The organism is Coralliovum pocilloporae, assembly GCF_030845175.1.
GTDB classification, from domain to species: Bacteria; Pseudomonadota; Alphaproteobacteria; order Rhizobiales; family Cohaesibacteraceae; genus Coralliovum; species Coralliovum pocilloporae.
The window spans coordinates 3,367,242-3,390,098 of record NZ_CP132542.1 but is presented as its reverse complement, the minus strand read 5'-3'; the positions used below and the strand labels follow the sequence as shown (position 1 = coordinate 3,390,098).

At 52.8% G+C, this 22,857-nt stretch carries 21 protein-coding genes and 1 tRNA gene; 6 read left to right on the top strand and 16 right to left on the bottom strand.

Going from position 1 to position 22,857, the window contains the following annotated elements; all coding sequences use genetic code 11:
• Nucleotides 1-33: 33 nt before the first annotated feature.
• Nucleotides 34-276 (top strand): RNA chaperone Hfq, encoded by a 243-nt coding sequence (gene hfq / locus RA157_RS15345; RefSeq protein WP_350333995.1) that lies wholly within the window; start codon nt 34-36, stop codon nt 274-276.
• 104 nt (nt 277-380) lie between these two features.
• Nucleotides 381-1,745, top strand: coding sequence for a GTPase HflX (gene hflX, locus RA157_RS15340; RefSeq protein WP_350336223.1), 1,365 nt, complete (start codon nt 381-383; stop codon nt 1,743-1,745).
• 1 nt (nt 1,746) lies between these two features.
• Here hflX and mazG read toward each other — a convergent pair whose 3' ends face one another.
• The gene (mazG, locus tag RA157_RS15335; protein ID WP_350336222.1) at nt 1,747-2,553 is read right to left on the bottom strand and encodes a nucleoside triphosphate pyrophosphohydrolase; all 807 of its coding nucleotides are present in this window, start codon (nt 2,551-2,553) and stop codon (nt 1,747-1,749) included.
• Between the two features lie 156 nt (nt 2,554-2,709).
• Here mazG and RA157_RS15330 point away from each other — a divergent pair, with 156 nt between their 5' ends.
• Nucleotides 2,710-3,588: a DUF1194 domain-containing protein gene (locus RA157_RS15330; protein ID WP_350336221.1), complete on the top strand. Its 879-nt coding sequence runs from the start codon at nt 2,710-2,712 to the stop codon at nt 3,586-3,588.
• 889 nt (nt 3,589-4,477) lie between these two features.
• On the opposite strand, the gene RA157_RS15325 is transcribed toward RA157_RS15330, so the two are convergent.
• Nucleotides 4,478-5,374 (bottom strand): alpha/beta fold hydrolase, encoded by an 897-nt coding sequence (locus RA157_RS15325; RefSeq protein WP_350333994.1) that lies wholly within the window; start codon nt 5,372-5,374, stop codon nt 4,478-4,480.
• Nucleotides 5,375-5,638: 264 nt separating this feature from the next.
• On the opposite strand from RA157_RS15325, the gene RA157_RS15320 reads away from it, so the two are divergent.
• Together RA157_RS15320 and RA157_RS15315 are read left to right on the top strand one after the other, a co-directional pair.
• Complete coding sequence (locus RA157_RS15320) at nt 5,639-6,502, top strand: bestrophin family protein (RefSeq protein ID WP_350333993.1); 864 nt, start codon at nt 5,639-5,641, stop codon at nt 6,500-6,502.
• Nucleotides 6,492-6,809, top strand: a complete 318-nt coding sequence (locus tag RA157_RS15315; RefSeq protein ID WP_350333992.1) for a bestrophin family protein — start codon at nt 6,492-6,494, stop codon at nt 6,807-6,809. Before RA157_RS15320 ends, RA157_RS15315 begins: the two co-directional genes overlap by 11 nt.
• Here RA157_RS15315 and RA157_RS15310 read toward each other — a convergent pair.
• From RA157_RS15310 to RA157_RS15280, 7 genes are all read right to left on the bottom strand, one after another.
• Nucleotides 6,806-7,648, bottom strand: coding sequence for an MBL fold metallo-hydrolase (locus RA157_RS15310; RefSeq protein WP_350333991.1), 843 nt, complete (start codon nt 7,646-7,648; stop codon nt 6,806-6,808). The two genes, RA157_RS15315 and RA157_RS15310, sit on opposite strands and share 4 nt — an antisense overlap.
• Entirely contained in the window at nt 7,645-8,424 is a 780-nt protein-coding gene (locus RA157_RS15305; protein ID WP_350333990.1) for a TatD family hydrolase, read from the bottom strand. The genes RA157_RS15310 and RA157_RS15305 overlap by 4 nt, the downstream gene beginning before the upstream one ends.
• A complete protein-coding gene (gene metG, locus RA157_RS15300; RefSeq protein WP_350333989.1) occupies nt 8,424-9,974 on the bottom strand; it encodes a methionine--tRNA ligase in 1,551 nt (516 codons plus the stop codon). The genes RA157_RS15305 and metG overlap by 1 nt, the downstream gene beginning before the upstream one ends.
• Nucleotides 9,975-10,058: 84 nt before the next feature.
• Complete coding sequence (locus RA157_RS15295; protein ID WP_350333988.1) at nt 10,059-11,132, bottom strand: DNA polymerase III subunit delta'; 1,074 nt, start codon at nt 11,130-11,132, stop codon at nt 10,059-10,061.
• Nucleotides 11,125-11,835 carry a dTMP kinase gene (tmk, locus tag RA157_RS15290; RefSeq protein ID WP_350333987.1) on the bottom strand — a complete coding sequence of 237 codons (711 nt, stop codon included), beginning with the start codon at nt 11,833-11,835 and terminating at the stop codon, nt 11,125-11,127. Before tmk ends, RA157_RS15295 begins: the two co-directional genes overlap by 8 nt.
• A 9-nt stretch (nt 11,836-11,844) precedes the next feature.
• On the bottom strand, nt 11,845-12,978 hold the full coding sequence (locus RA157_RS15285; RefSeq protein WP_350333986.1) for a D-alanyl-D-alanine carboxypeptidase family protein: 1,134 nt from the start codon (nt 12,976-12,978) through the stop codon (nt 11,845-11,847).
• A gap of 162 nt (nt 12,979-13,140) precedes the next feature.
• On the bottom strand, nt 13,141-14,103 hold the full coding sequence (locus RA157_RS15280; protein ID WP_350333985.1) for a septal ring lytic transglycosylase RlpA family protein: 963 nt from the start codon (nt 14,101-14,103) through the stop codon (nt 13,141-13,143).
• A gap of 1,012 nt (nt 14,104-15,115) precedes the next feature.
• On the opposite strand from RA157_RS15280, the gene RA157_RS15275 reads away from it, so the two are divergent.
• Nucleotides 15,116-15,829 (top strand): heparan-alpha-glucosaminide N-acetyltransferase, encoded by a 714-nt coding sequence (locus RA157_RS15275; protein ID WP_350333984.1) that lies wholly within the window; start codon nt 15,116-15,118, stop codon nt 15,827-15,829.
• A gap of 322 nt (nt 15,830-16,151) precedes the next feature.
• Here RA157_RS15275 and RA157_RS15270 read toward each other — a convergent pair.
• The 7 genes from RA157_RS15270 to RA157_RS15240 form a co-directional block, all read right to left on the bottom strand.
• A tRNA-Ser gene (locus RA157_RS15270) sits at nt 16,152-16,241 on the bottom strand.
• A gap of 122 nt (nt 16,242-16,363) precedes the next feature.
• Nucleotides 16,364-17,038, bottom strand: coding sequence for a DUF1028 domain-containing protein (locus tag RA157_RS15265; protein WP_350333983.1), 675 nt, complete (start codon nt 17,036-17,038; stop codon nt 16,364-16,366).
• A 26-nt stretch (nt 17,039-17,064) separates the two neighbouring features.
• Entirely contained in the window at nt 17,065-17,481 is a 417-nt protein-coding gene (locus RA157_RS15260; protein WP_350333982.1) for a RidA family protein, read from the bottom strand.
• A gap of 25 nt (nt 17,482-17,506) precedes the next feature.
• On the bottom strand, nt 17,507-18,784 hold the full coding sequence (locus RA157_RS15255; RefSeq protein ID WP_350333981.1) for a flavin-containing monooxygenase: 1,278 nt from the start codon (nt 18,782-18,784) through the stop codon (nt 17,507-17,509).
• Nucleotides 18,785-18,924: 140 nt separating this feature from the next.
• On the bottom strand, nt 18,925-20,073 hold the full coding sequence (argE, locus tag RA157_RS15250; protein ID WP_350333980.1) for an acetylornithine deacetylase: 1,149 nt from the start codon (nt 20,071-20,073) through the stop codon (nt 18,925-18,927).
• 282 nt (nt 20,074-20,355) lie between these two features.
• Nucleotides 20,356-21,591, bottom strand: a complete 1,236-nt coding sequence (locus RA157_RS15245; RefSeq protein WP_350333979.1) for an Hsp70 family protein — start codon at nt 21,589-21,591, stop codon at nt 20,356-20,358.
• 278 nt (nt 21,592-21,869) lie between these two features.
• Nucleotides 21,870-22,670 carry a CDP-alcohol phosphatidyltransferase family protein gene (locus RA157_RS15240; protein ID WP_350336220.1) on the bottom strand — a complete coding sequence of 267 codons (801 nt, stop codon included), beginning with the start codon at nt 22,668-22,670 and terminating at the stop codon, nt 21,870-21,872.
• Nucleotides 22,671-22,857: the final 187 nt, after the last annotated feature.

Below are 22,857 nucleotides of genomic sequence, written 5' to 3'. Positions count from 1 at the left end.
TCGCAATAATTGGATTAAAATAAAAGGCAAGACATGGCGGATCGTGCGCAAAACCTTCAAGACACGTTTCTCAATAATGTTCGCAAAAACAAAACGCCGCTGACAATTTTTCTGGTCAATGGTGTCAAGCTTCAGGGCGTTGTAACCTGGTTTGATAATTTCTGCGTTCTTCTTCGACGGGACGGTCATTCCCAGCTCGTCTACAAACATGCAATTTCGACGATCATGCCTGGACAGCCTGTTCAGTTGTTTGATCCCGAGGTTGACGGGAGCTAATCCCTGGTCGGTGTTGATTGACTGAAAAGCAACGTGATGTGCAGAGGCTGACGGGAGTTGACCGTCAGTCCAAGACAACAAAAGCGATAATCGTTGTTCCGGTTATGCCGCCTGGCCAATCTAGTCAGGCGCGTTCTGATGCTGCCCGATGTGAGGAAATTACCGGGCTTGCGGCAGCCATTCACCTTTCAATCGAAGATGTGGTTCTTGTGCCGGTCCGTGACCCGCGTCCCTCTACATTGCTTGGGCGTGGTAAGGTGGACGAAATCCAGCAGGCCGTGGAAGCGCTGGAGACGGAACTTGTGATAGTCGACCACGCTCTGACACCGGTGCAGCAACGGAATCTGGAACGGGCCTGGAAGGCAAAGGTTCTGGACCGCACAGCGCTCATTCTCGAAATCTTTGGCGACCGTGCGCAGACCAAGGAAGGTAGGCTGCAGGTGGAGCTCGCCCATCTGAATTATCAGAAGGGCCGCCTTGTTCGAAGCTGGACCCATCTGGAGCGGCAGCGCGGTGGTGTCGGTTTCCTTGGTGGTCCTGGTGAGACGCAGATTGAGGCCGACAGGCGCCAGCTGCAGGAGAAAATAGGGCGCCTTGAGAAAGAGATCGAGAAGGTTCGCAAAACCCGCCACCTGCATCGTGCCAAAAGGAAGAAGGTGCCCCGGCCTGTTGTTGCCCTGGTCGGCTATACCAATGCGGGCAAGTCGACCTTGTTCAACAAGATGACGGAAGCTGATGTCCTTGCAAAGGACCTTCTGTTTGCGACACTGGATCCGACTTTGCGATCGGTAACTCTGCCTAACGGGACTGATATCATTCTCAGTGACACGGTCGGGTTCATCTCTGATCTGCCGACGCATCTGATTGCTGCCTTTCGGGCAACTCTTGAAGAGGTGATCGAGGCTGATCTTGTTCTTCATGTGCGGGACATTGCTCATGAAGATAGCAATCTTCAGGCGGACGATGTGAAACAGGTTCTTGAGGATCTGGGCATCAAGTCCACTCCAGAGACTATTCTGGAGATCTGGAACAAGATTGACCTCCTGTCTTCCGAGGATCAAAGACGCGCTCCGGAAGATCGGGATGCAGAGCAGGGGGGCGTGATCAGTCAGGATGTTCAGCCTGGCGAGAGCGGCCCATCAGGTTTTGATCCGCTGCACAGTGAGCCTCAAGGCACAGGCCTTGATAAGCCAATGAATCGGAATGCGTCGTTCAGAGCTTTGCCTGTTTCGGCCCTGACCGGTCAGGGGCTGGACAAGGTTCTGGATGTTATTGAAGAACGGTTGAATGCTCATCGGCCGATCTACAAAGTTTCCTTGCCGACTGAGAATGGTGCAGATATGGCATGGCTCTATCAGAACTGTGAGGTTCTCGACAGGGCCGATGATGATCATGCAATCCTGTTTGATGTGAGGGTTTCCTCCAAGCGGCAAAAAGAATTTATATATAAATTTAAAAAATTTATATAACTTATTGATTTTTTGAATTTTTCCATAAATCTTCCATCTCTTCAAGCGTTGCATCATTTATGGAGTTAATATTTCTTTCTATGTAATTGAATCTCTTTCTAAATTTATTATTACACCCCCTCAAGGCGTCTTCGGCTTCCACCCCTGCGTGGCGCGCAACATTGACTGCGCAGAACATCAGGTCGCCGACCTCTTCCTTTACCGTTTCGGGGGTCGTGGTCAAAGCTTCCCGGATTTCGGCTATTTCTTCTTCCATCTTATCCAGAACCAGACTGAGGTCGTTCCAGTCGAAGCCAACTGTTCCTGCGCGTTTCTGGAGTTTCTGCGCTTCCATATTAGCCGGAAAATTATTCGGAATGTCTTCAAGTAATCCTTTAACTTCAGCATTTTCTTCTGGTTTGTTAATCTGATTTTTTCGCTGCTGTTTTTCTTGCTTTTCTATGGCTTTGATATCTTCCCAGCGGGTTTTTATGCCTTTAATATCGCTTCTTTCATTCTCAAACACGTGCGGGTGGCGCCTGATCATCTTCTTTGTGATTGCCATGACCACATCGCCAAAATCGAACTGGCCCTGTTCTTCCGCCATCTGAGCGTGATAGACGACCTGCAAAAGCAGGTCGCCCAACTCGTCCTCGAGATCTATGAGATCGTCTCTCTGGATGGCGTCAGCCACTTCATAGGCTTCTTCAATCGTGTAGGGGGCAATGGTCTCAAAGGTCTGTTCCAGATCCCAGGGGCAGCCGGTCACAGGCGTCCGCAGGGCCTTCATGATCTCCAGCAGTCGGGCGATATCACGTGATGGTTTCATCTTGAATTCCATGGAATAGAGGCCGGGTGCATATCTGTCTGGCATAGTCATGATCATGATGCCCGTGCGGTGTCAAACGAACATTTGAAGAGAAGCAGGCTTCTTATCGGGCTCCTGGAGGGTATTGGCGGCTGGCGTCTTGATGCGAACTGGGGCATGCTCCCTAGAATGCGCTATTCTGATACCCTTAAGCCAGGTCAGTCTATAGAGAGAGGAGGGAGCCTTGCAGGGCTTGTTATCTCTCAATGGGGTTTGTCTGTCCTCTATGGGTGCTTTCAGGCTGTCCTGAACAGGATGCTGATACGGCAGAAACAGAGTAGCATAGTCATAGCTGGGTTGCTGTTGCTGGCTTTGGGCGCAAAAGAGGGCTTTATTGTTTCATCAGCAAGCGCTCAGCAGGCGCGAGGGTGTGCGATAGAGTTGACCCTGGCGATTGATGTGTCCGGAAGTATCAACGCCTCACAATACAGGCTGCAGGTGGATGGTCTGGCCGATGCTCTCTCATCACCGGATATCATCCAGGCGATCATGCTTCATGCTCCGGATGATGTGTGGATCAGTGTGGTCCAATGGAGTGGCGACGCTCATCAGACGTTTTCTGTGCCGTGGACCCGTGTTCACAATGCAGACACTATGCTGGCTTTGGCCGACACTATTCGCAGGCAGATACGCCACTACGGTATCTATTCTACGGCCATTGGTGAGGCGTTGGCGTTTATCGGCAGGCCGGAAGCCCGTGCGCCAGCTGTCTGTCAGCGCCGTATCATTGATGTCTCAGGCGATGGCCCCAGCAATGAAGGGCAACAGCCGCGTCCGATCCGGGATATGCTGGTCAGTCAGAATGTGACGATCAATGGGCTGGTCATTCTGGAAAAGGAACCTGAACTCCAAAGCTATTACAGAGACCATGTGATTGGCGGGCAGGGTGCTTTCATCGTGACAGCGAACCGGTTCAGCGATTATCCTCAAGCAATCAGACGGAAACTTCTGAGGGAATTAACCCCTGTAGTTGCTTCGCTTAAGTCCAATTATTAATGCATTGATTTAACTAATTAATGTTTTTATTTATCAGTGTGTTATGGTGTATTTCTGATGTTTTCTCGAAGCTGCTTGAGTGCAGTACGATTGCAAAAGAAAAGAGCCTTTAGCGTGGATATGGATTGTCAGTGAAGTGGATCAGTCTTTGTACAAGGCAGTCACAGAAATTGCTTCAGGCATGCGAGAGTAACTGTACTGCGTGGTTTCACTGCATTCCTTTGAGAGCCAGCCGTATTTCTCCCAAACCTTTGTTAAAACACCAGACCTTTAACCTGAATTGGTGGCGGTGCTTTAAGAGTTTGTTTTTGCGTGAGCTTTTGTCTGAAAAGTCTATCAACTTTTCAGAAGCACGCTGTAGCGAGGAAATTGCGTATAATGAGTGAACCCGATGAACGGTCGGTTTTGACTCGTGTGGAATTCGTGTTGGCTGCCAGAGTTATCTCATATTGTGGATGATGTGTTTTGTGGCGTGATAGCGCTGTTTGGTTGTTGAAATGGGGTCTGTCTCTTGCTCAGTCTATACCTTTGACGTTACCCAAACTGATGATGTTTGGATATCCAGTCATGTGTAGCGGTGCAGCAGGGTCTGAGGCATCTGTGCTGCCGGGTTGTTCTCATCCTGCAAAATTTGAGGCTTCTTTATGTGCCTTGGTGCCGGACTACATTCCGGCGTGGGTCTAGTAGTGCTGATTTGGAGATTAGTCTGAGTGAGGCGGGGTATGGGAAGGCATGCCTTTGGATATCTGGCGTATCATGGGAGATTACATCTATTTATCGCATAATATATATTATGGAACTTTTATTTTAAAATCAATTTCCATACATAGCGATATTCATTTAAGAAACTTTCTCAGATTACTGTTCTAAAAGAGCTTTACACTTTAATCTAAAGGTGCTGTCGGTGAATGGTCAGAATGGCCTCCACAAAGCTCTTCGGGCTCTCCTGCGGCAGATTATGGCCTGTGCCTGGGACAATCTCGCTTTGAATAAGAGATGTGAATTGAGCTTTGTTGATGGCGCTTGCAGATGGCGGGTCGACCCCATCATCCTGACCCTGCAGAATGATGGTTGGCACGGTGATCTTGGGTTGCCTCGCCAGCTGCTGTTCTAACTCAGCGTAAATCGGATCGCCTGGAGCATTTCCAAGCCGATGGCGATATGAATGAATGACGATGTCGATGAAATCCGGATTGTCGAAGGACAAAGCTGCTCTGGCGAATGTCGCATCATCAAAAGCCCAACTGGGCGACCAGAGCACCCATAGCTTTCGACAAAACGCCTCACGATGTGCCGTCAGGCCCTTTCTACCGCGTTCGGTGTTCATATAGTGGATATACCAGAGCAGATGCTCTTCGTCTGGAAACGCTGGTTCTGACGCCGCTGGAATGTTCTGGATATTGTATCCTTCTCCGCAACTCACGAGGCCTGTTACGCGTTCTGGCCAAAGTGCGGAGACTATGCAGGCAGCACGGCCACCCCAGTCATAGCCTGCGAGGACTGCACGATTAATGGACAAGGTGTTCATCAGATCCAGAAGATCCTGAGCAATTGCTGCCTGTTGTCCGGAGCGCATGATATTGGCTGTCAGAAATCGCGTTTCACCGAAGCCGCGCAGATACGGGATGATACATCGGAGGCCCTCGTCAGAAAGCGCTTCTGCCACTTGAAAGTAGGCGCTTGCATCATAAGGAAAGCCATGCAGCAGAATGACAGCGGGCCCATTCTCAGGTCCGGTATCGTGGTAGGCAATATCCAGTCTGTCCGTCTTGATGTGCTTTCTCATAACCCGATAGCAGCCTCGCTGATCATCCCTATGCCAGATAGGACACTATAGACCAGTTCGGCTGAGAACGGACACCCAGGGCCATCCGCTTTCAAGAGCTGCAGCAAACCTGCGCTGGGAGCGTTTCGCGTGGCTTGTCGAGAACGCATCACAAAGCGGCTTTTTCAACATAGTTTCAATCCGTTGTGTCGGCGATACTCATCTCGAGCCGCCTCTGCAAGTCTGAATCCGTCCGGGTTCTTCTGGAACTGAAGGATGATCGCCATGATCGTCATGAAGCAGCCGTCATCTCTTGAACTTTTCTTTGTCATGAAAGGCTCGGTCGTGCCGCGTATCGGCGGCAAGATCCTTGGCATTGCCCTTCTGTCTACCATCGTCATTGTGGTTGATAGCCTGCTCGTTTCCTTGCCCCGAATTTCGATAGCTGCAATGGGGGTTTTTGGTGTGGCGCTCTCTCTTTTCCTGGGGTTCCGCAATAATGCGGCCTATGACCGTTGGTGGGAGGCGCGGAAACTGTGGGGCGCCCTGATTGGTGATATCCGGACGCTCGGCCGACAGCTTGATCTGTTTGTCAGTGATGATGATACCAGACGATTTGTTCTGACCCATTCAGCTGCCTTTGCACATCTGCACCGTGGCTACCTGCGAGCCTGCCCCGTCAAGGCTGATGTGGTGAAATGGGTTTCTGAAGCTGATGGTGAGGTCCTTCTACAGCAAGGGAATGCTGCAGACGCCGCGCTCCGGACAATCGGCCGCCGCCTCCGGCGGGCGCGTGAGCAGAAACTGATCAGCGGATACGGACAATTGGCTATGGCGCAGACATTGTCAGCGATCGGTATGTCCCAGGCCGGATGTGAACGGATTTTAGGGCCAAGACTCATTGCTCATGCCCATTCTGTTCATCAGGGAAGTACAGAATGGGCAGAAACAAGAGCGCAGGACAGGTGGACCCTATTCAAGCTGTTGTTTGTGGTCAGGCTGCGCTTCCCTGATGAACCCGACGGGCGGGGCCATTTTACCGCTCGGCTTTGTTGGAGGTCCTTGAAAACCAGAAGGTTTCCTGCGGACCTCCGCCGCGCCGGACGAAAAAATGACTATCGCAGAATGGACGTGAGCAATGAGTTTTGACCCTAACACGCCTCTGCCGTTCGTCTATTCGCCTCTGGTACGACGGACCACCTATCTCTACTGCGCGTTATTACCTTTCGCGCTTATCGAGACCACGGGCTGGTTTGCACCCTTGTTTGCAGCTGTGGTTGCTTATGTTTTCTTTGGTCTTCAGACTGTTACCAACGAACTTGAGCACCCGTTTGCAAATGTGGAGAACGGACTGCCGCTTGATGCCATGTGCAGGACAATCGAGATTTCAGTGGCAGAAACACTGGGTGATCCCGCTCCCGAACCGCTTCTGCCGGATGATTATGTGCTTCGCTAACGGAGTGATGCTTTCAGGACCATGCCGTCATAGGCCGGCTCTATGGTATCGGGTAGTCTGGCCTGCAGTGTCGCGTAGTCCAGATCGATATGCATGTGTGTCAGGACGGTGTGACTGGGGCGAAACCGTTTGGCCCATTCAACAGCTTCATCTGCACTGAAATGACTTGGATGCGGAGTATCCCGGAGTGCATCGACAATCCAGGTATTCAGGTTGCTGACGGCATCAAATGATGTTTCCGGTAGATCACTGATATCGCTTGAATAGGCGAGATCACCAAACCGGAACCCGAGTGACATGATGCTGCCGTGAACCTGTTCAAATGGCAGAACGGGGATAGGGCCCCCCTCTCCCTCAATGGTCACCATCTTGCCGGCGGTCAATTGATGGTGTGTCAGAATGGGTGGATAGCTGCTGCCTTCCGGCGTCTCATAGCAATAGCCGAAAGCTGCGAAGATACGTTCTGCAGTTGCCGCATCTGCATAGGTGTCCACACGTCGTCTGTTGAGAATGGCAAAGGTTCTGAGATCATCAATGCCGTGAAGATGATCCGCATGAGCATGGGTATAGAGAACACCATCCAGCCAAGTCAGATCAGTGGTCAGCAATTGCTCGCGCAGGTCTGGTCCTGTATCCACGAGAACGGCTGTTCGTCCGGCTGTGCTGAACCGTTCAACAAGGAGTGCACAGCGACGACGGCGGTTTCTGGGGTTTGTGGGATCACAGGCACCCCAGTCGTTGCCAAGGCGTGGAACACCCGGAGAAGAGCCGCAGCCAAGAATAGTGACCCTGAGTTCATCAGGGCCCGGATTTTTCGGCTTCAGATCCTCAGGTGTCATGGACAACTGACCTTTTTGAAAAGTCTGAAGAAGTTTTCGGTCGTCTGTTGGGCGATTTCCTCTTCGGACACGCCTTTCACCTCAGCAAGAACCCTGGCCGTATGCGCAACATATGATGGTTCGTTGCGCTTGCCACGATGGGGAGGTGGTGCCAGATAAGGGGCGTCGGTCTCTACAAGCAACCGGTCCATTGGAACGTCTGCCGCAATGGATCTGATATCTTCTGACTTCTTGAACGTCAGGATACCGGAGAATGAGACATAGAGACCCAGCGCCACACCGCGCTCTGCCAGACGCCTGCCGGATGAGAAACAATGGAGAATAGCGGGAAAGGCCCCCTTCTCTGTTTCGTCTTCCAGAATGGCAATCATGTCATCATCTGCATCGCGGGAATGAATGACCAGTGGCAGGCCGGTTTCCCGAGCGGCTGCGATATGGCGTCTGAAACCGGTTGCCTGAGCATCCCGTGGAGACTTGTCGTAGAAATAGTCCAGACCAGCTTCGCCGATGGCAACCACCTTCGGGTGTTCAGCCAGGCGGATCAGGTCGCTGGTTTCAATGTCCAGCTCTTCATCAGCATTGTGTGGATGGGTCCCGACTGAACAATAGACCGGATCAAACCGCTCCGCGATGGCACGGATACGGTCAAACTGCTTGACCCGCGTTGAAATGGTCACCATGCGCCTGATGCCTGTGTCTTCGGCGCGTGCGATGATGTCCGGCAACTCGAATTCAAAATCCGGGAAGTCCAGATGGCAATGGCTGTCCACCAGCATCAGTCGGTCTCTTTCTCCACGTAACGCGGGAAAACGGGGCTTGGTTTGGGCAGAACGGTTCCGGCCGGAACGCGACCGGTCTCATCAAGATGAGCAAAACTGCGCTGATCTTCGCCAACAGCGAGGCAATCGAGAAGCCGGGAGGATGAGCCCGGAATGTAGGGCTGTGCCAGAATGCCAACCTTGCGGACCACCTCAGCAGTGACACCCAGAACAGTCGCCATGCGCTCAGGGTCGGTCTTTTTCAGAGCCCATGGCTCCTCGCCAGCGAAATAGCGGTTCGCTTCAGCAACAACAGACCAGATGGCTGACAAGGCATGATGAAGCGCCTGGCTTTCGAGAGCCTCACGGCATTTCGGCAGGATAGCATCTGCTGCAGCCAGGATAGCCTGATCTGCCTCTGAAAGACTGGTGAGTTCCGGCATCTCCCCGCCGAGATTCTTGGCAATCATGGACAGAGAGCGCTGTGCGAGATTGCCGAGATCGTTGGCAAGGTCTGCATTGGTGCGGTTGACAATAGCTTCGTGGCTGTAATTGCCGTCCTGACCGAACGGGACCTCGCGCAGGAAGAAGTAGCGGACCTGATCGAGCCCGTATTCTTCAATCAGCGCATGGGGGTCGATCACGTTGCCCACGGATTTGGACATCTTCTCACCGCGATTGAACAGGAAGCCGTGCCCGAAGACCCTTTTGGGCAGAGGCAGGTTGGCAGACATCAGGAAAGCCGGCCAGTAAACGGCATGGAAGCGAACAATGTCTTTTCCAATGACGTGAACATCGGCAGGCCAGAAGGTCTTGTACCCATCGCTCTCCTGATCTGGATAACCGGTGGCCGTCAGATAGTTGGTGAGCGCATCAACCCACACATACATCACATGTTTTTCGTCACCGGGAACCGGAATGCCCCAGTCAAATGTGGTACGGGAAATGGACAGGTCCTTCAGGCCGCCCTTAACAAAGCTGGCCACCTCATTCCGACGTTCGCTCGGACCGATAAAATCAGGATGGTTGGCATAATGCTCCATGAGCTTGTCCTGATAAGCGGACAGACGGAAGAAGTAACTTTCCTCCTCAACCCACTCAACCGGAGAGCCCTGTGGGCCATAGCGGACGCCATCATCCCGGACTTCAGTCTCTGACTCGGCATAAAAAGCCTCGTCACGGACAGAGTACCAGCCAGCATATTTGTCCAGATAAATATCGCCGTTATCGGCCATACGCTGCCAGATATCAGCAGAAGCCTTGTAGTGACGCTCTTCCGTTGTCCGGATGAAATCATCATTTGATGCACCGACTGCCTTGACCATGGCCTTGAACAGCGGAGCCTGTTCGTCAGCAAATTCTCGCGCGGTCAGTCCTCGCTGGGTGGCTGTCTGGTGCATCTTCTGGCCGTGCTCATCAGTTCCGGTCAGGAAGTGGACACGATAACCATCCAATCTCTTGAAGCGTGCGATTGCATCTGTCGCAATCACCTCATAGGCATGCCCGATATGCGGTGCGCCATTGGGATAGGAAATCGCAGTCGTGATATAGAAGGTCTTTTCCGACATCCGAAACGAACTCTTTTGGTTTTTGGTCACAAGACCAGCCCGGTTTCCGGGCTTCTGTTATGAAACGGCCATGTTCCGGAAGCATTACGCTGAGGACAGGGAACGGGACGCATCCTGAAAGTCTCTGATTATTCCCAGGATAACGGCTTTCTTGTCCAGATTCAGCGCTTCAGCCTGCGCGACGGAACGGGTGGTCTTTTCCCATACCCCTGCCCAAGAGGCAAGCGCAGAAACGGGCTGATCCGAGCTTCCTGCATGAACCATATGGCTGAGGCGATGCAGGATCAGATCGATCAGAATGGCGTAGGATTCTTCCGCGCCTCTGGCCGAGACCAGATCACCCAGGCGGTGTACGGCGTCAATGGGCGGGTTTGGTAGCGCCCGCATGATGACCGAGAGGGATTGTGCAAGAGCCGGTCCGTTATTCTTCAGAAACAGAATTGCCTTTCTCACACTGCCATCAGCAGCGGCAATAGCTTCCGCAATATGGTCGTCGTCTTCACCGTCCAGAGCCCCGAGATCTGCGAGGATGGATTTCAAGGTGTCATCATCCAGAGATGAGAATGGCAGACGGCGGCAGCGGGAGCGTATGGTGGGCAAAAGGCGCCCCGGTGCATGACTGGTGATGAGGAAGATTGATTGCTTCGGCGGCTCTTCCAGTATCTTCAGCAGCGCGTTGGCTGCAGCCGCATTCATATCATCGGCTGCATCGACAAGACAGATCCGCCAACCGGCTTCGCCTGCGGTTGAGCCGAAAAAACCGACGGTTTTGCGCACATCATCAACGGGGATCGTTGTTGTGAAGCGCTTGCGCTCCGGATCATATCGTCTCGACAGTTTCAGAATATTGGGATGCGCACCGGCTGAGATCTTGTGAACAGAAGGATGATCCTGGTCAACATCAAGGCTCAGGTCGTCAAACATGCCCTGCTCTGCTTCGCCGCCACTCAGCAGAAACCGCGCCACGCGATAGGCAAAGGTGGCCTTGCCTATGCCTTTCGGGCCAGTGAGCAGCCAGGCATGATGCAGTTTGCCTGACTGCACGGCATCAAGGAAGATTTTCTCAGAGGCCTCATGGCCTTTCAACGCCATTGTGTGACGCGGAGATGGAATGTCTTCAAGGGCATCATAGTCATCATCAGGGGCGAGATCAGCCATCGGATGTCCCCTCTTCCAGCTTGAAGCGATCTTTCACCACCTGCCAGATGTCGTCCGCTATCTTATTGATCTCCTGATCGGCATCGATAACAACGCATCGGCGTTTCTCGCGCCTTGCAATAGCCAGAAACACCCGGCGACGTTCCTCGTGAGCTGCGAGGTCATCCTGCTCAAACCGGTCAAGATCCGCGCGTTTTGCTGCGCGGCTCAGGCCTGTCTTCGGGTCCAGATCCAGAATGAAGGTCAGGTTTGGTTTGAGCCCGTCAATGGCCGTTCTCTCAAGCGTATCCAGAAGAGCTTTGCGTTTGGTGTCGCCCCCCTGATAGGCGCGGGTTGAATCGATGAACCGATCGCACAGAACCCAATAGCCGACATTCAGGGCCGGTTTGATCCGGGTTGAGACGTGATCAGCTCGCGCAGCGGCAAACAGAATAGCTTCTGTATCTTCGCCGAACTGCTGGGCCGCTCCACTCAGCAGGACCTCGCGAACAACTTCAGCGGCTGGTGATCCGCCCGGTTCTCTGGTCTGCACCACAGTAATCCCGGCTTTTTGCAGACGATCTGCCAAAAGCTGGATCTGGGTGCTTTTCCCGACGCCTTCTCCGCCTTCAAACGTAATGAACTGTCCGCGGGCAATCCGTCGGGAGGACCTAGTTGAGGGTTGGGCCGCTTGTGTTAATCCGGCCCCCGCCTTTGCTGTCATGGAATCGGCCTATATCCATCCAAGAAGCAATTCTTGTAACCCATCAAGCGCTCTTTGGGAAAGCGTTCCTGAGCCGATATCTTCGGCAGCATAAAGCGGAGTTTCCTGAACCAGCTTGTCCCCGGTCCAAACTTTCAGGGCACCGATCTGATCACCCTCTGAAACGGGTGCAGGTACAGGGCCTTCAAATGTGATCCTGGCGCGCAATTTGTGACGATCTGCCTGCGGGACAAGCAGTTTCAATGCACCCTCTGCCCGCAAGGCTACCTTGCGTTTGTCACCACCAAAAACGCGGGCTTCGCCAACAGTCTCACCGTCTTCAAACAGGGTTATGGAGCGAAAGGCCCGGAAGCCCCATGTGAGAATTTTCTGGGATTCCTCAGCCCGTTGCTTTCTCGTCTTCAGGCCGTTGACCACAAGAATAAGCCGCTGGCCGGAGCGGAGAACGGATCCTGTCAGGCCATAGCCTGACTCCTTGGTGAAACCGGTTTTAAGACCATCTGCACCAATACCGAGCGACAGAAGCGGGTTCCGGTTATATTGCTTGATCTTGTTCCAGGTAAATTCGGGTTCGCCGAACATGTTGTAATAGTCGGGATGCTCCCGGATCAGATATTCTGCCAGGGTGGCCAGGTCACGCGCGGTGACATATTGCGCAGGATCAGGCAGGCCGGTGGAGTTCTGAAACTGGGAACCGGTCATGCCGATTTCCTTGGCTAGCTCATTCATCCGGTCGGCAAAGCTCCACTCACTGCCGGAAATGCCTTCAGCAACGGCAATGCAGGCGTCATTTCCTGATTGCACGATGATGCCGCGCAGCAGATCTTCAAGTCTGACAGAACTGTCCAGCTTGGCGAACATGGTTGAACCGCCGGAGCTGGCACCGCCCCGTCGCCAGGCATTCTCACTAATGAGAAACTCATCATCCAGAGTGAGTTCGCCCTTTTTCAGCATGTCGAAGACGACGGCCACAGTCATCAGCTTGGCCATGCTGGCTGGTGGCATGGGCGCATCTGCATCTTTGGTGAAAAGAGCAGTGCCCGTGTCCACATCGTAGAGAAACGCGTGTTTGGCCCGGGTGCTGAAGGTTTGAGAAAGAGCAAGTGTTGCAGACATCATGACAATGGCTGCTGCGACAAGCATTCTTGTGATCGCCTGTGTTGTAATGTGCTCTAGCAAAACAGCTTTTTTGCCCATAACCAACCTCCCTTAGGGTAAGGAGTAGCAGGCCTGAGCTATCAGGACAACCGCAAGCTATGCTCACGATTGCGTTTGCGCCGCAATGAGATGACCCGGCAGAATGGATTACTGGCAGGTTTCGCCTTTTACAAACCGCTGAACAGAAGTCTGCGCGCAGAAAGACGTCTGAAATGCCCTTGTTTCCCTGACCATTTCATCCATCACCTGATGGGCATCGCTCACGCGAGCCGGTGCGGCATAATAAAGCCCTGCCGTGCGAACAAGCGGTTCGTCGACCCCATCCGCATTATAGGGATCGAAGGATGCCAGACGGGTCCGTTCGATGGGCTCTCTTGAGGCGAGCGCTGTGTATACGGACGGATCAAACGGGTTGCCATCCACCAGATAAGGCCGTGTTGGAGGTGTTGGAACCGGCCCGGTCGGCACCGTATGGAGACCGGCGAACAATGTGGCCGGTTTCTGACCCGGCCCCCGGATTGATGCCAGAAGGAAGGCCTGATCCTGACCATCCAGACGAGCCTGTCCCACATATTCGACTTTGACCTTGGCCAGGCCCTTGTGTTTGAAATCCAGCACTTCAGCAGTGCGCTTGGACAGGTCAATCTCGCGGTCATGGGCAAACGGTCCGCGGTCGTTCACCCGAACGATGACCGAACGGCCATTGCTCAGATTGGTGACGCGGGCATAGGACGGCAACGGCATGGTGGTGTGGGCTGCCGTCAGCGTGTTCATGTCGAAAATTTCGCCATTGGCCGTCAGGCGGCCATGAAAGGCCTCTCCGTACCAGGAGGCCTGTCCGACACGGCTGTAATTCGGATCTTCTTTCGGATGATACCAGCGCCCGGCAATCTTGTAAGGCTTGCCAACCTGACGTCTGCCTCCGCCACGCGGGATTTTCTTGTTGGCGGCGACAACACGAGGACTGGCTGTTACGCCGTATTTCTTGTCGACAGATGCCACCTTGGGACCTGATGAACAGGCTGCAATAGAAACACAGGCCAATACAGCCAGTGCTGAACGAAGCGCTGGCACACGCGCTTTCCCTGCCTTTTCGTGGCGTCCCGTCATGTTTGTAAACCCTGTCATCCCGCCTACTCGATACACTGAAGATCGTTGTCTTCAAGCGGTGCTGGCCTGTTCCCCAACGGGCCAAGCAATCCCCTGCTGACCATTCACACTACATGAAACGCCTTAACATGCGTTTAAACGCAGAGATTCCAGCCAGGCCGGGGACTCAACCTCACAATGTGCCGCCATCATACGCCTGAAAAAACACGGTGCAAGCAGTTTCGATTGACCGGCACTCTGTCCGTCAGGGAGTGTTTGTGTGCAACGCACAAATCTTGAGCAATTGTGCATTTTGCAGGCGGTCAGGAAGCCGTGAGGTGATGCGGTAAAATAGTATAATTGTTGTAAAACAATGGGATATCCCGCTTCCCAAAGCTGGCATGGTTCATGCTTTTATAAGGTCGGCTTCTCTGAAGCCTCCCAAGCCTGCGTCTTTCGGGGCGCAAAAATGTGAAGCCGTTTCTGTGTCTGTATCGATCTCCTCCCCTTTGGTTATAGCGCACAGGAACGGCTTCTACATTTGGGAAGTGACGAATAACTGCACTTCCCCCTTTTGATTGGTCCAGAGTCCATTGCGCAAAGCGTTCGTGACTGGGTCAGGGCTATTGGTGCAAAGACAGCCTATATTGCGCCAGGGCTGCCATGAGAGAGTGAATGCTGCGAAAGCTTCAATGCAGTTTGCGGGGTGGATTGCTCGATGGAGGAAACACGACACCACGTAGTGCGTTGAGATGCTGTCCTCCGTCGCCAGAGGATATTATCCCCATATAGCAAAGGCATATAATGAACTAACGTCTAAAGCGGATGCTGAGGCTATTTTTTCCTTTTTTGATTTAAAAAGAAGTCAGTGTTATAATTTCTATTATATTGATTATCGTTACTACCTAAATAATAGTGATTTTGCTCTACATGATAATTTGTGTCTAAATTGTGACTAAATTAATTTAATATTTTATATTTAAAGATCGCATAATTAATTAAATATATTATTATTTTATAATGGATTATTTTTATGAATTATAGAATAGATGAAATTGATGCACTAAAGGGTATGGCGATACTTGGTGTGGTGTTATTTCACTTGGTTTGGGATTTGGAGTTTGTTGGTTTTGTTGCAGGATTAGCTTTTCATCCAATTTGGCTAGGTTTTGGACGGATATTGGCAGGGACCTTTATGTTGGTTGTTGGCATAAATCTGGTCCTGGCACACCCCAATCATTTGAATTTGATTGCATACATAAAGCGGATATCAATCTTACTGATCGCCGCATTCGCAATTTCGCTACTGACATTAATCACTTTTCCAACCAGCTTTATATACTTCGGAATATTACACTCAATTACGGTTTCTAGTCTGGTTGGGTTGGCCTTCTTGCGTTTGTCGATGCATATCACGCTGATCGCTGGAGTAATTGTATTTTTGCTGCCTTTTTACTACTCAACATCTGCGTTTGATTCACGCTGGTTTGCATGGATTGGCTTCTCTGAATCGCCTCCTGCTAGTAACGACTTTTTTCCGGTATTTCCCTGGTTAGGTCTAACATTAATTGGAATGGCAATTACTAAATTTTGCTTGGTACAAGAAAATATCAGTCAATGGTGCATCCTTCCGAAGAACAACGCATGCGTTCAATCAATTGTATGGCTTGGAAAACGAAGTTTACTGATTTATTTGATTCATCAACCTGTATTGTTGGCAATAATAATTCCACTAAGCATGTTGTAATTTGCGAATGGAAGAGCGTGAAGCTGCTGTAAATCCTGTTCCTTTCAGTATTGAGCTGAGGTGTGGTTTCCTTAGGGATTGTGCTCTGTAAGACTGTTTGGTGACCAAACACAAACAGTTTCAGGAGCTCTGAATGAGCAAGCTCTAGGAAAGGCAGATCCAAGGAGATGTTGAGCGAGGTCTGACTGCTGTGAGTGAAAAAAGACGGAGCATCACGGGAACATTCCAAACCCAGAAGGTTCGTAAGGCGGACTGGCCGCCGACCGGTCAGGTCGCCCCCGCGGAGGCGTTGAGCAAAGCGAAACTGCCGTGAGTGAAATAGTGGCGGAGGGGGTGGGATTCGAACCCACGGTACGCTCTCACGCACGCCGGTTTTCAAGACCGGTGCCTTAAACCACTCGGCCACCCCTCCAGCAAAGCCCTTATGCGATCTAAGGCTCTTTTTTTCAAGCCCTGATTTTCGATCTGGGGAAAAATATCATGATCAGCGTGTTTGTCTGTTTCAAACCTGTTTTATCGGTCTTGCTACTATCCTCATTCATCCCCCGGAACGCCATAGGATGGTGCCTCGCGCGGGTCCAGGGCGCGCTGGATGTAGGCGTCAAGCTGCGGCTTGTAGACGTCCCAGGCCGTGGCGATGGCTTCAATCGGGCAGTCTTCCGTCCAGTCACAGCGCAGGTCTGCAACGGGCCAGCTTACTTTGTCGACGATTTTCATACCGGCGGAGTGAACCGGTCCGGCCTCACCCCCGGCAGCAAGCCCGGCATGCATTGCGGCAATCAGCCGGTCTCCGATATGGCCGTCTGAGGACAGGAACCCGTCGACGATCGCCTGAGGGATGCCGTCATTTGCCAGAAGGTTGCCGCCTGAAGCGACGTTCTCGGCCTGTGCCTGTGTCCAGATTCCCAGCGAATTCGGTCCGGAATGGATTGCGGTTCTGCCCTGGCTGTCCACGGCGAGAACCTGACGATACTCAATGAACCTGCCCTGCTGGCGAACCTGCTCCACGGCCTCCGGGGCCGAAAGGCCCTGTTCCATCAGATCAAGTGCCAGCGGACCGAGGCTCGGATCTGTGACATTCTGGGAAGCAACGGCCCCTACCCCGGCCCGGGCAAACGAACAACGGGCAGCCACGGCCGGTGATGAGGATGAGATGGCAAGGCCGAACATGCCGGTTTCAGCACATCGTGCGACGAGAGAAAAGGTCATCAATCAGATCCGGTTTCAGTTTGCGTTCAGTCTGGAATGACGGCCGTTCCGTCGATTTCTACCAGCCATTCGGGTCGGGCTAGAGCCTGAACCACAAGACCGGTGGAACAGGGATAAACGCCTTTGATATATTCACCCATGGTCCGGTATACGGCTTCCCGGTGACGTACATCGGTAATATAAACCACCACCTTGACCAGGTGCTCCATACTGCCACCGGCTTCTTCAATCAGCTGTTTGATGTTCTGCATCACCTTATGGGTTTGCTCGACCGGATCATGGCTGTCGATATTCACCGCGTCATCCAGGTTCTGTGGGCACTGGCCGCGGAGATAAACAGTCTTGCCGCCATGGGTGACAACCGCCTGACACAGGTCATTGTCCAGGTTCTGCTCTGGATAGGTATCCTTGGTGTTGAATTTGCGAATTCTGGTATGCGCCATGTCCATGTCCTGTTCGACGGTAAGGTTATTCTGCTGCTTCGCTGTTGCGCTCGGAAGGCGCACGGTAATCCTGATACATGCGCTGGATCGCGATTTGATCAGCGATGTGCTTGGCGTCGTGCCAGACGCCCCAGATAAAGGTTGAGCCACGCCGGGATTGCCAGGGGAGCCCGAGGAAATAGATCCCCGGTTCTGAAGAAACACCGCGCTGGTGCACCGGCGCCCCGCGATCGTCGAAGGCATCCACATGCATCCAGCTGAAGTCCTGGCGGAACCCTGTTGCCCAGATGATGGACGTAATGCCTTCTTCGGCCAGGTTCAGTTCTTTGATCGGGTTGGTCAGGCAATCCGGATCCGGCCACGTTTTCCGGGCTTCCGGCTCTTCCGGCAGGTCTATTCCCGTCCGGGCCACATAAGCGTCTGCTGCATCCAGCATCTTTGTGTAGTCAGCATCGCCGTTCGCGATATTGTCCTTCAGGTCCTCAGCAAAGCTCAATGTGCCATTAGCAAATGACTGTGTCATGCCAAGCAGTGTGACTCCCTCACCTGCCAGGCGTCGGAAATCCATGGTTCTGCCGCCATAAGCACCACTCACCGATATGGTGACATGCTCTTTGCCTGGCTCCATTGCCGCGAGATCCCAAAGCCCGAGAACGCCCAGCCACCAGACAAAGTCGCGCCCGCGATAGCTGCGTGGTGGACGATCATGCGGGCCAATAGACAGGAAGACTTTGCGACCCGCACGGTTGAGCTCATCAGCGATCTGTGCGCCGGATGATCCGGCCCCGACGACCATAACCGCACCGTCCGGCAATTGCCGGGGATTCCGGTAATAGAATGAATGGAGCTGCTCGACTGCAGTTTCTGAAGGAACGACAGGCGGGATGACCGGATGTTGAAAAGCGCCCGTTGCAGCGACAATCCGGTTTGCTTCAATGGAGCCATCAGAGGTCTCGACAAGAAAACCGCCCTGACCCGGCAGACGTTTGGCGCTGGTCACTTCAATACCGGTCCTGATGGGCGCTTTAATCATCTTCGCATAGTCGTTGAGGTAATCTGCAACCCGTTCTTTTGAGGGGAAGCTGTCCGGGTCGCAGTCTTCAAACTGGAGATTTGGAAAACGATCATGCCATGCCGGGCCATTGGCAACCAACCCGTCCCAGCGACCGGAGCGCCATGCTTCGGCGACCCTGTTTTTCTCGAGAATAAGATGGGGGACATTGTTATTGCTCAGGTGTTCGCTTACGGCGATACCCGCCTGACCAGCACCAACAACCAGCGTGTCAATTTTCTCAATCGGCATGTTTCATCCCCTTAGCACACTCCGACCGATGGATCGCAGTATCAACATGGATTGCAGTCTAGAGGCGTTCTTGACGGGCGATAAATATCATTTTCTAAAGCCTTGCTTGGGGTGCGGCTAACATGGAATGGGGCCTGCTGTTATTGACGCAGATCCTCAAGGATTCGGTCCATCATGGCATCACAGGCATTAAGCTGACTGAGCGAGAGATATTCGTCTGGCTTATGTCCCTGCCCCTCCATCGATCCGGGACCGCAGACAATCGTGGGAATGCCCAGCCGGTCAAAGAATCCGGCTTCAGTGCCAAAAGCGACCTTGGTCGTGTCATTCCGCCGGGCCAGTTTCTGGGCGTGACAGATCACCGGGCTTGCTACCTCAGTATCGAGGCCTGGATAAGCATTATATTGATCCACCTCTATACGCGCTTCTGACCAGCGTGTGCGATACTGCTGACTGACACGTTCTGCAGCGGATCTGATCCGATTTAGAATATCATCAGGATCGTCAGCAGCGAGATGGCGGTATTCGAAGAGCAATTCGGCCTGATCTGGGACGATATTAAGCGCCAGACCGCCGGTGAGTTTTCCAACATGCACTGTCGTGTAGGGCACACTATAGGCCGCGTCATGTGCGCCGGTTCTAGCCAGGTCGTCCTGAAGAGCTCTGAGTTCTGTTATGAAGTCCGTTGCCAGATGAAGCGCATTGACAAACTCAGGGGCCAGCGCTGAATGACCATTCTGACCGTGGCATGTGGCTCGCAGGGCGGCCTTGCCTTTGTGGCCGACAGCGACCTGCATCTCCGTCGGTTCCCCGACAAAACAGGCGCGGGGTTTGCCCAGCATCGGAGCAAGTCTGTCGAGCATCTCACGAATGCCAACGCAACCGACTTCTTCATCATACGATAGAGCGATCTTCAGCGGCTCAGACAGTTGGGCCTGTGATGCCCGTTCCGCAACGGCCAGCACGCTGGCCACATAGCCTTTCATATCTGTGGTGCCGCGACCATAGAGGCGTTCGTCTTCCTGTGTCAGACGGAAGGGATCGCGGGTCCACTCCTGTCCGGCGACCGGAACCACATCTGTATGAGCTGACAGCAGGATACCTGGCCCCGCAGGTCCCCGTTCGGCATATAGCCCCGCCTTCTCTCCGCAGGGTGACGGGATGCGCTGAACCTTGAACCCGCAGTCCTTCAGAAAGGCTTCGACCCAGCTGACCAGCTTAAGATTGGAGTTTGCCGATACCGTGTCAAACCTGATCAGTTGCTCAAGGATTTCAAGGGTTCTGTTCATGAAAACCGGCTTCCATTGATAAGCGTTATTTCGAGTCTATCCCAAATAAATCAGGGTTCTGACACTACAGCGTGCTTCTGAAAAGTTGATAGATTTTTCAGATAAAAGCTCGCTTAGAAACAAACTCTTAAAGCACTGCCGCCAAGTCAGGCTAAAGGTCTGGTGCTTTATTACCAGAACCCTATTATAAATGGCTCCAAAGCCAAGATGAAAATAGCTAACCACCGGTTAGGTGTGGTTGTGATGTGTGATCAATGAAATGAACCGGACTTCTGGATGCTTTTACGCGGCCAGTGCGAGACCGTTTACAACGGCTGTAAAGGCTTCAGAGCGAGCCATCTCTGCGTTGATGCAAAGATATTTCATTTCTCTTGAAACAAGATTCATCAAACTTGATCCACCCACGAGAATGACCTGCTGAATCTGTTCCGGCTCAATCTCTGCCATGGTCAGCGTATCACTGGCGGCCTGCCGCAATTGGGTGCTGTGCTGGTCGAGCGCTGTATCAAGACCTTCTGGAGCCAGAGCCTGTGACAGGTTTGCCTCAATAAAACCCAGTGCAATGGGACAGGTTTCTCGGGTGTTGTTGACGTCAATTTTGCCGTGCTCGACGGCGAATGCCAGATCATGTCCGAGTTCCATTTCGATCACATCGCCAAGGCGCATCATCTTTTGGGGCTCAACAGCATGCCGGATCATGTCGGCCACCATGCGACGCATTTCCGGTGTGTAGAGAAACGGGATCTGTGACCATGTGGCCAGGTCCATATAGGGAGCTTTGGGAACAGGCAGAAGCCCTGCACCCATGGGTCTTTGCAATTGTCCGCCAAGACCGAGCAACGGCATGGCGTGAGCGACTGAGATGGCCTGATCAAAATCTGTACCGCCGAGGCGGATGCCGTGACTGGCGATAATCTCCGGCCTGTCATTGTGGCTGCGAAAGACCGAAAAATCGGACGTACCCCCGCCGATATCGACGATCAGGCCGAGGTCGCAGCCACCGGCCTGATTATGACTGGCGATTGCTGCGGCTTCGGGTTCTGCCAGAAAGGAGACTTCATCAAAGCCTGCTGCCAGATAGCAGGCGCGCAGATCATCTTCCGCCTGCTTGTCTTTGTCAGCATTGGCGGAATGGAAGTGAACCGGCCTGCCGGAAAGCGCTTTGGTGAAGCGCTGCCCCGTTTCCTGCTCAGAGCGCTCACGCAACGTGGTCAGGAAGTCGGTGATAATACCGCTTATGGTGTGATAGCGTCCGCTGATGAGCCGTTTTTCGTGAGCCAGAGGCTGACCCAGAACGCTTTTCAGGGCTCTCATGTAACGACCATCTGCCCCATTGATAAAGGCATCTGTGGCTGCATTGCCGATCTTCAATGCGCCGCCACCTGTTGGGAAGAACACAGCGGTTGGCAGGGTGTCAGACATCCCTTCCAGTTTAATTCGGCGGATACCATCCGGCGTGGAAATCGCGACCGCTGAGTTGGATGTTCCAAAATCGATGGCGAGAGTGTGTGCGCTCATGGGGCAAGACCTTGCTGAGGGTTCAGTCCCATACATTCCGTCCATTCTGTTCCCGTTCTATCGATGGGAACATTACTGAATGAATGGAAATCAGGGCGCAGGACAGGTGAACCCTGAGGGGGCGCTTCTCCTAACCCGGCTTCGTCTGCAAGGCAACCTTATTTATCCACGTCTGATAAAGTGGTGGAATACCCTTGCTCGTACCAGGCATCTCCACAATGTCGTGACCTGCTGAAGGAGGGTCTTACTGGATATGATGAAGTTATGCCGCGCTGCGGTCAGGCATCCGGTTTCTTTTTGCGGACGCGTCGCTTGTAGATCTGAACGCCCTGCAGGAACGGACCGATCAATGCGAGATAGATGCTTGTTGCCGCAAGACCGAATTTCACAAAGCTGGCAGTAACGTCAATCTCAGCGATATCTCGCGCAATGCCTTGTGCGAGCAGTTCTGAATCCGCAATCATGCCTTTGAACAGAGCAAGTGTGGCGAAAACAGCCCAGGCTACGGTGACTGCAAGCGTCAGCGGTCTTAACGGCTTTACTCGAACCGGATGAATGAACCAGACAGGAAGGAAATGCAGCAGCCCGAAAAATGCCACCAGACCAAGTGCAACATGCTGTGACGGTTCAAAAACAAAGAACAGGAAGACAACAGCGTTCCAGACAGCAGGGAAACCCTGGAAGAACTTGCCTTCAGTCTTCATGCCGGTGTCAGCAAAGTAGATGGCACTTGAAACCGTAATGATTCCGGCGGCTGCTGTTGCAGACACATTGTCAGGCAGGAGGCCTGACCAGAACAGGGCAAAACCCGGCACGAAGACATAGGTCGCATAGTCAATCACATAGTCCAGCGCATCACCGGACCAGCGCGGCAGGCGTTCTGAGATTTCGAACTTTCGCGCCAGAGGACCGTCAATCCCGTCGACAAACAAGGCAACACCCAGCCATACAAACATTTCCACCCATTCTCCACGGGCAGCGGCAACCATAGCCAGAAGGGCCCAAAGCGCTCCGGTTGCCGTGAGGATGTGAATGAGAAACGCGCTGGCTTTCTGCATATCGGTTTTGGCAAGCTGCATTTTCTTCAAAGGGCCTGTCCGATCTGTCGACGATATCTGCTCGCGTGAAAGCGAGGCGGGGTGTCGGTTTGTGACTGCAATGACCGCTGCACTGCGATGAATGAATCTTCTACGAAGGTATAGTGATAACCGGAAATGGCCCTGTTAAGCCATCCTTATTCGCAAAACTGTTACAAAAAAGCAGAAA

Bases quoted from the DNA above. Each gene is read 5' to 3' on its own strand.
- hfq (WP_350333995.1), top strand. From the start codon at position 34: ATGGCGGATCGTGCGCAAAACCTTCAAGACACGTTTCTCAATAATGTT.
- hflX (WP_350336223.1), top strand. From the start codon at position 381: ATGCCGCCTGGCCAATCTAGTCAGGCGCGTTCTGATGCTGCCCGATGT.
- mazG (WP_350336222.1), bottom strand. From the start codon at position 2,553: ATGAAACCATCACGTGATATCGCCCGACTGCTGGAGATCATGAAGGCC.
- RA157_RS15330 (WP_350336221.1), top strand. From the start codon at position 2,710: ATGCTCCCTAGAATGCGCTATTCTGATACCCTTAAGCCAGGTCAGTCT.
- RA157_RS15325 (WP_350333994.1), bottom strand. From the start codon at position 5,374: ATGAGAAAGCACATCAAGACGGACAGACTGGATATTGCCTACCACGAT.
- RA157_RS15320 (WP_350333993.1), top strand. From the start codon at position 5,639: ATGATCGTCATGAAGCAGCCGTCATCTCTTGAACTTTTCTTTGTCATG.
- RA157_RS15315 (WP_350333992.1), top strand. From the start codon at position 6,492: ATGAGTTTTGACCCTAACACGCCTCTGCCGTTCGTCTATTCGCCTCTG.
- RA157_RS15310 (WP_350333991.1), bottom strand. From the start codon at position 7,648: ATGACACCTGAGGATCTGAAGCCGAAAAATCCGGGCCCTGATGAACTC.
- RA157_RS15305 (WP_350333990.1), bottom strand. From the start codon at position 8,424: ATGCTGGTGGACAGCCATTGCCATCTGGACTTCCCGGATTTTGAATTC.
- metG (WP_350333989.1), bottom strand. From the start codon at position 9,974: ATGTCGGAAAAGACCTTCTATATCACGACTGCGATTTCCTATCCCAAT.
- RA157_RS15295 (WP_350333988.1), bottom strand. From the start codon at position 11,132: ATGGCTGATCTCGCCCCTGATGATGACTATGATGCCCTTGAAGACATT.
- tmk (WP_350333987.1), bottom strand. From the start codon at position 11,835: ATGACAGCAAAGGCGGGGGCCGGATTAACACAAGCGGCCCAACCCTCA.
- RA157_RS15285 (WP_350333986.1), bottom strand. From the start codon at position 12,978: ATGCTTGTCGCAGCAGCCATTGTCATGATGTCTGCAACACTTGCTCTT.
- RA157_RS15280 (WP_350333985.1), bottom strand. From the start codon at position 14,103: ATGACGGGACGCCACGAAAAGGCAGGGAAAGCGCGTGTGCCAGCGCTT.
- RA157_RS15275 (WP_350333984.1), top strand. From the start codon at position 15,116: ATGAATTATAGAATAGATGAAATTGATGCACTAAAGGGTATGGCGATA.
- RA157_RS15265 (WP_350333983.1), bottom strand. From the start codon at position 17,038: ATGACCTTTTCTCTCGTCGCACGATGTGCTGAAACCGGCATGTTCGGC.
- RA157_RS15260 (WP_350333982.1), bottom strand. From the start codon at position 17,481: ATGGCGCATACCAGAATTCGCAAATTCAACACCAAGGATACCTATCCA.
- RA157_RS15255 (WP_350333981.1), bottom strand. From the start codon at position 18,784: ATGCCGATTGAGAAAATTGACACGCTGGTTGTTGGTGCTGGTCAGGCG.
- argE (WP_350333980.1), bottom strand. From the start codon at position 20,073: ATGAACAGAACCCTTGAAATCCTTGAGCAACTGATCAGGTTTGACACG.
- RA157_RS15245 (WP_350333979.1), bottom strand. From the start codon at position 21,591: ATGAGCGCACACACTCTCGCCATCGATTTTGGAACATCCAACTCAGCG.
- RA157_RS15240 (WP_350336220.1), bottom strand. From the start codon at position 22,670: ATGCAGCTTGCCAAAACCGATATGCAGAAAGCCAGCGCGTTTCTCATT.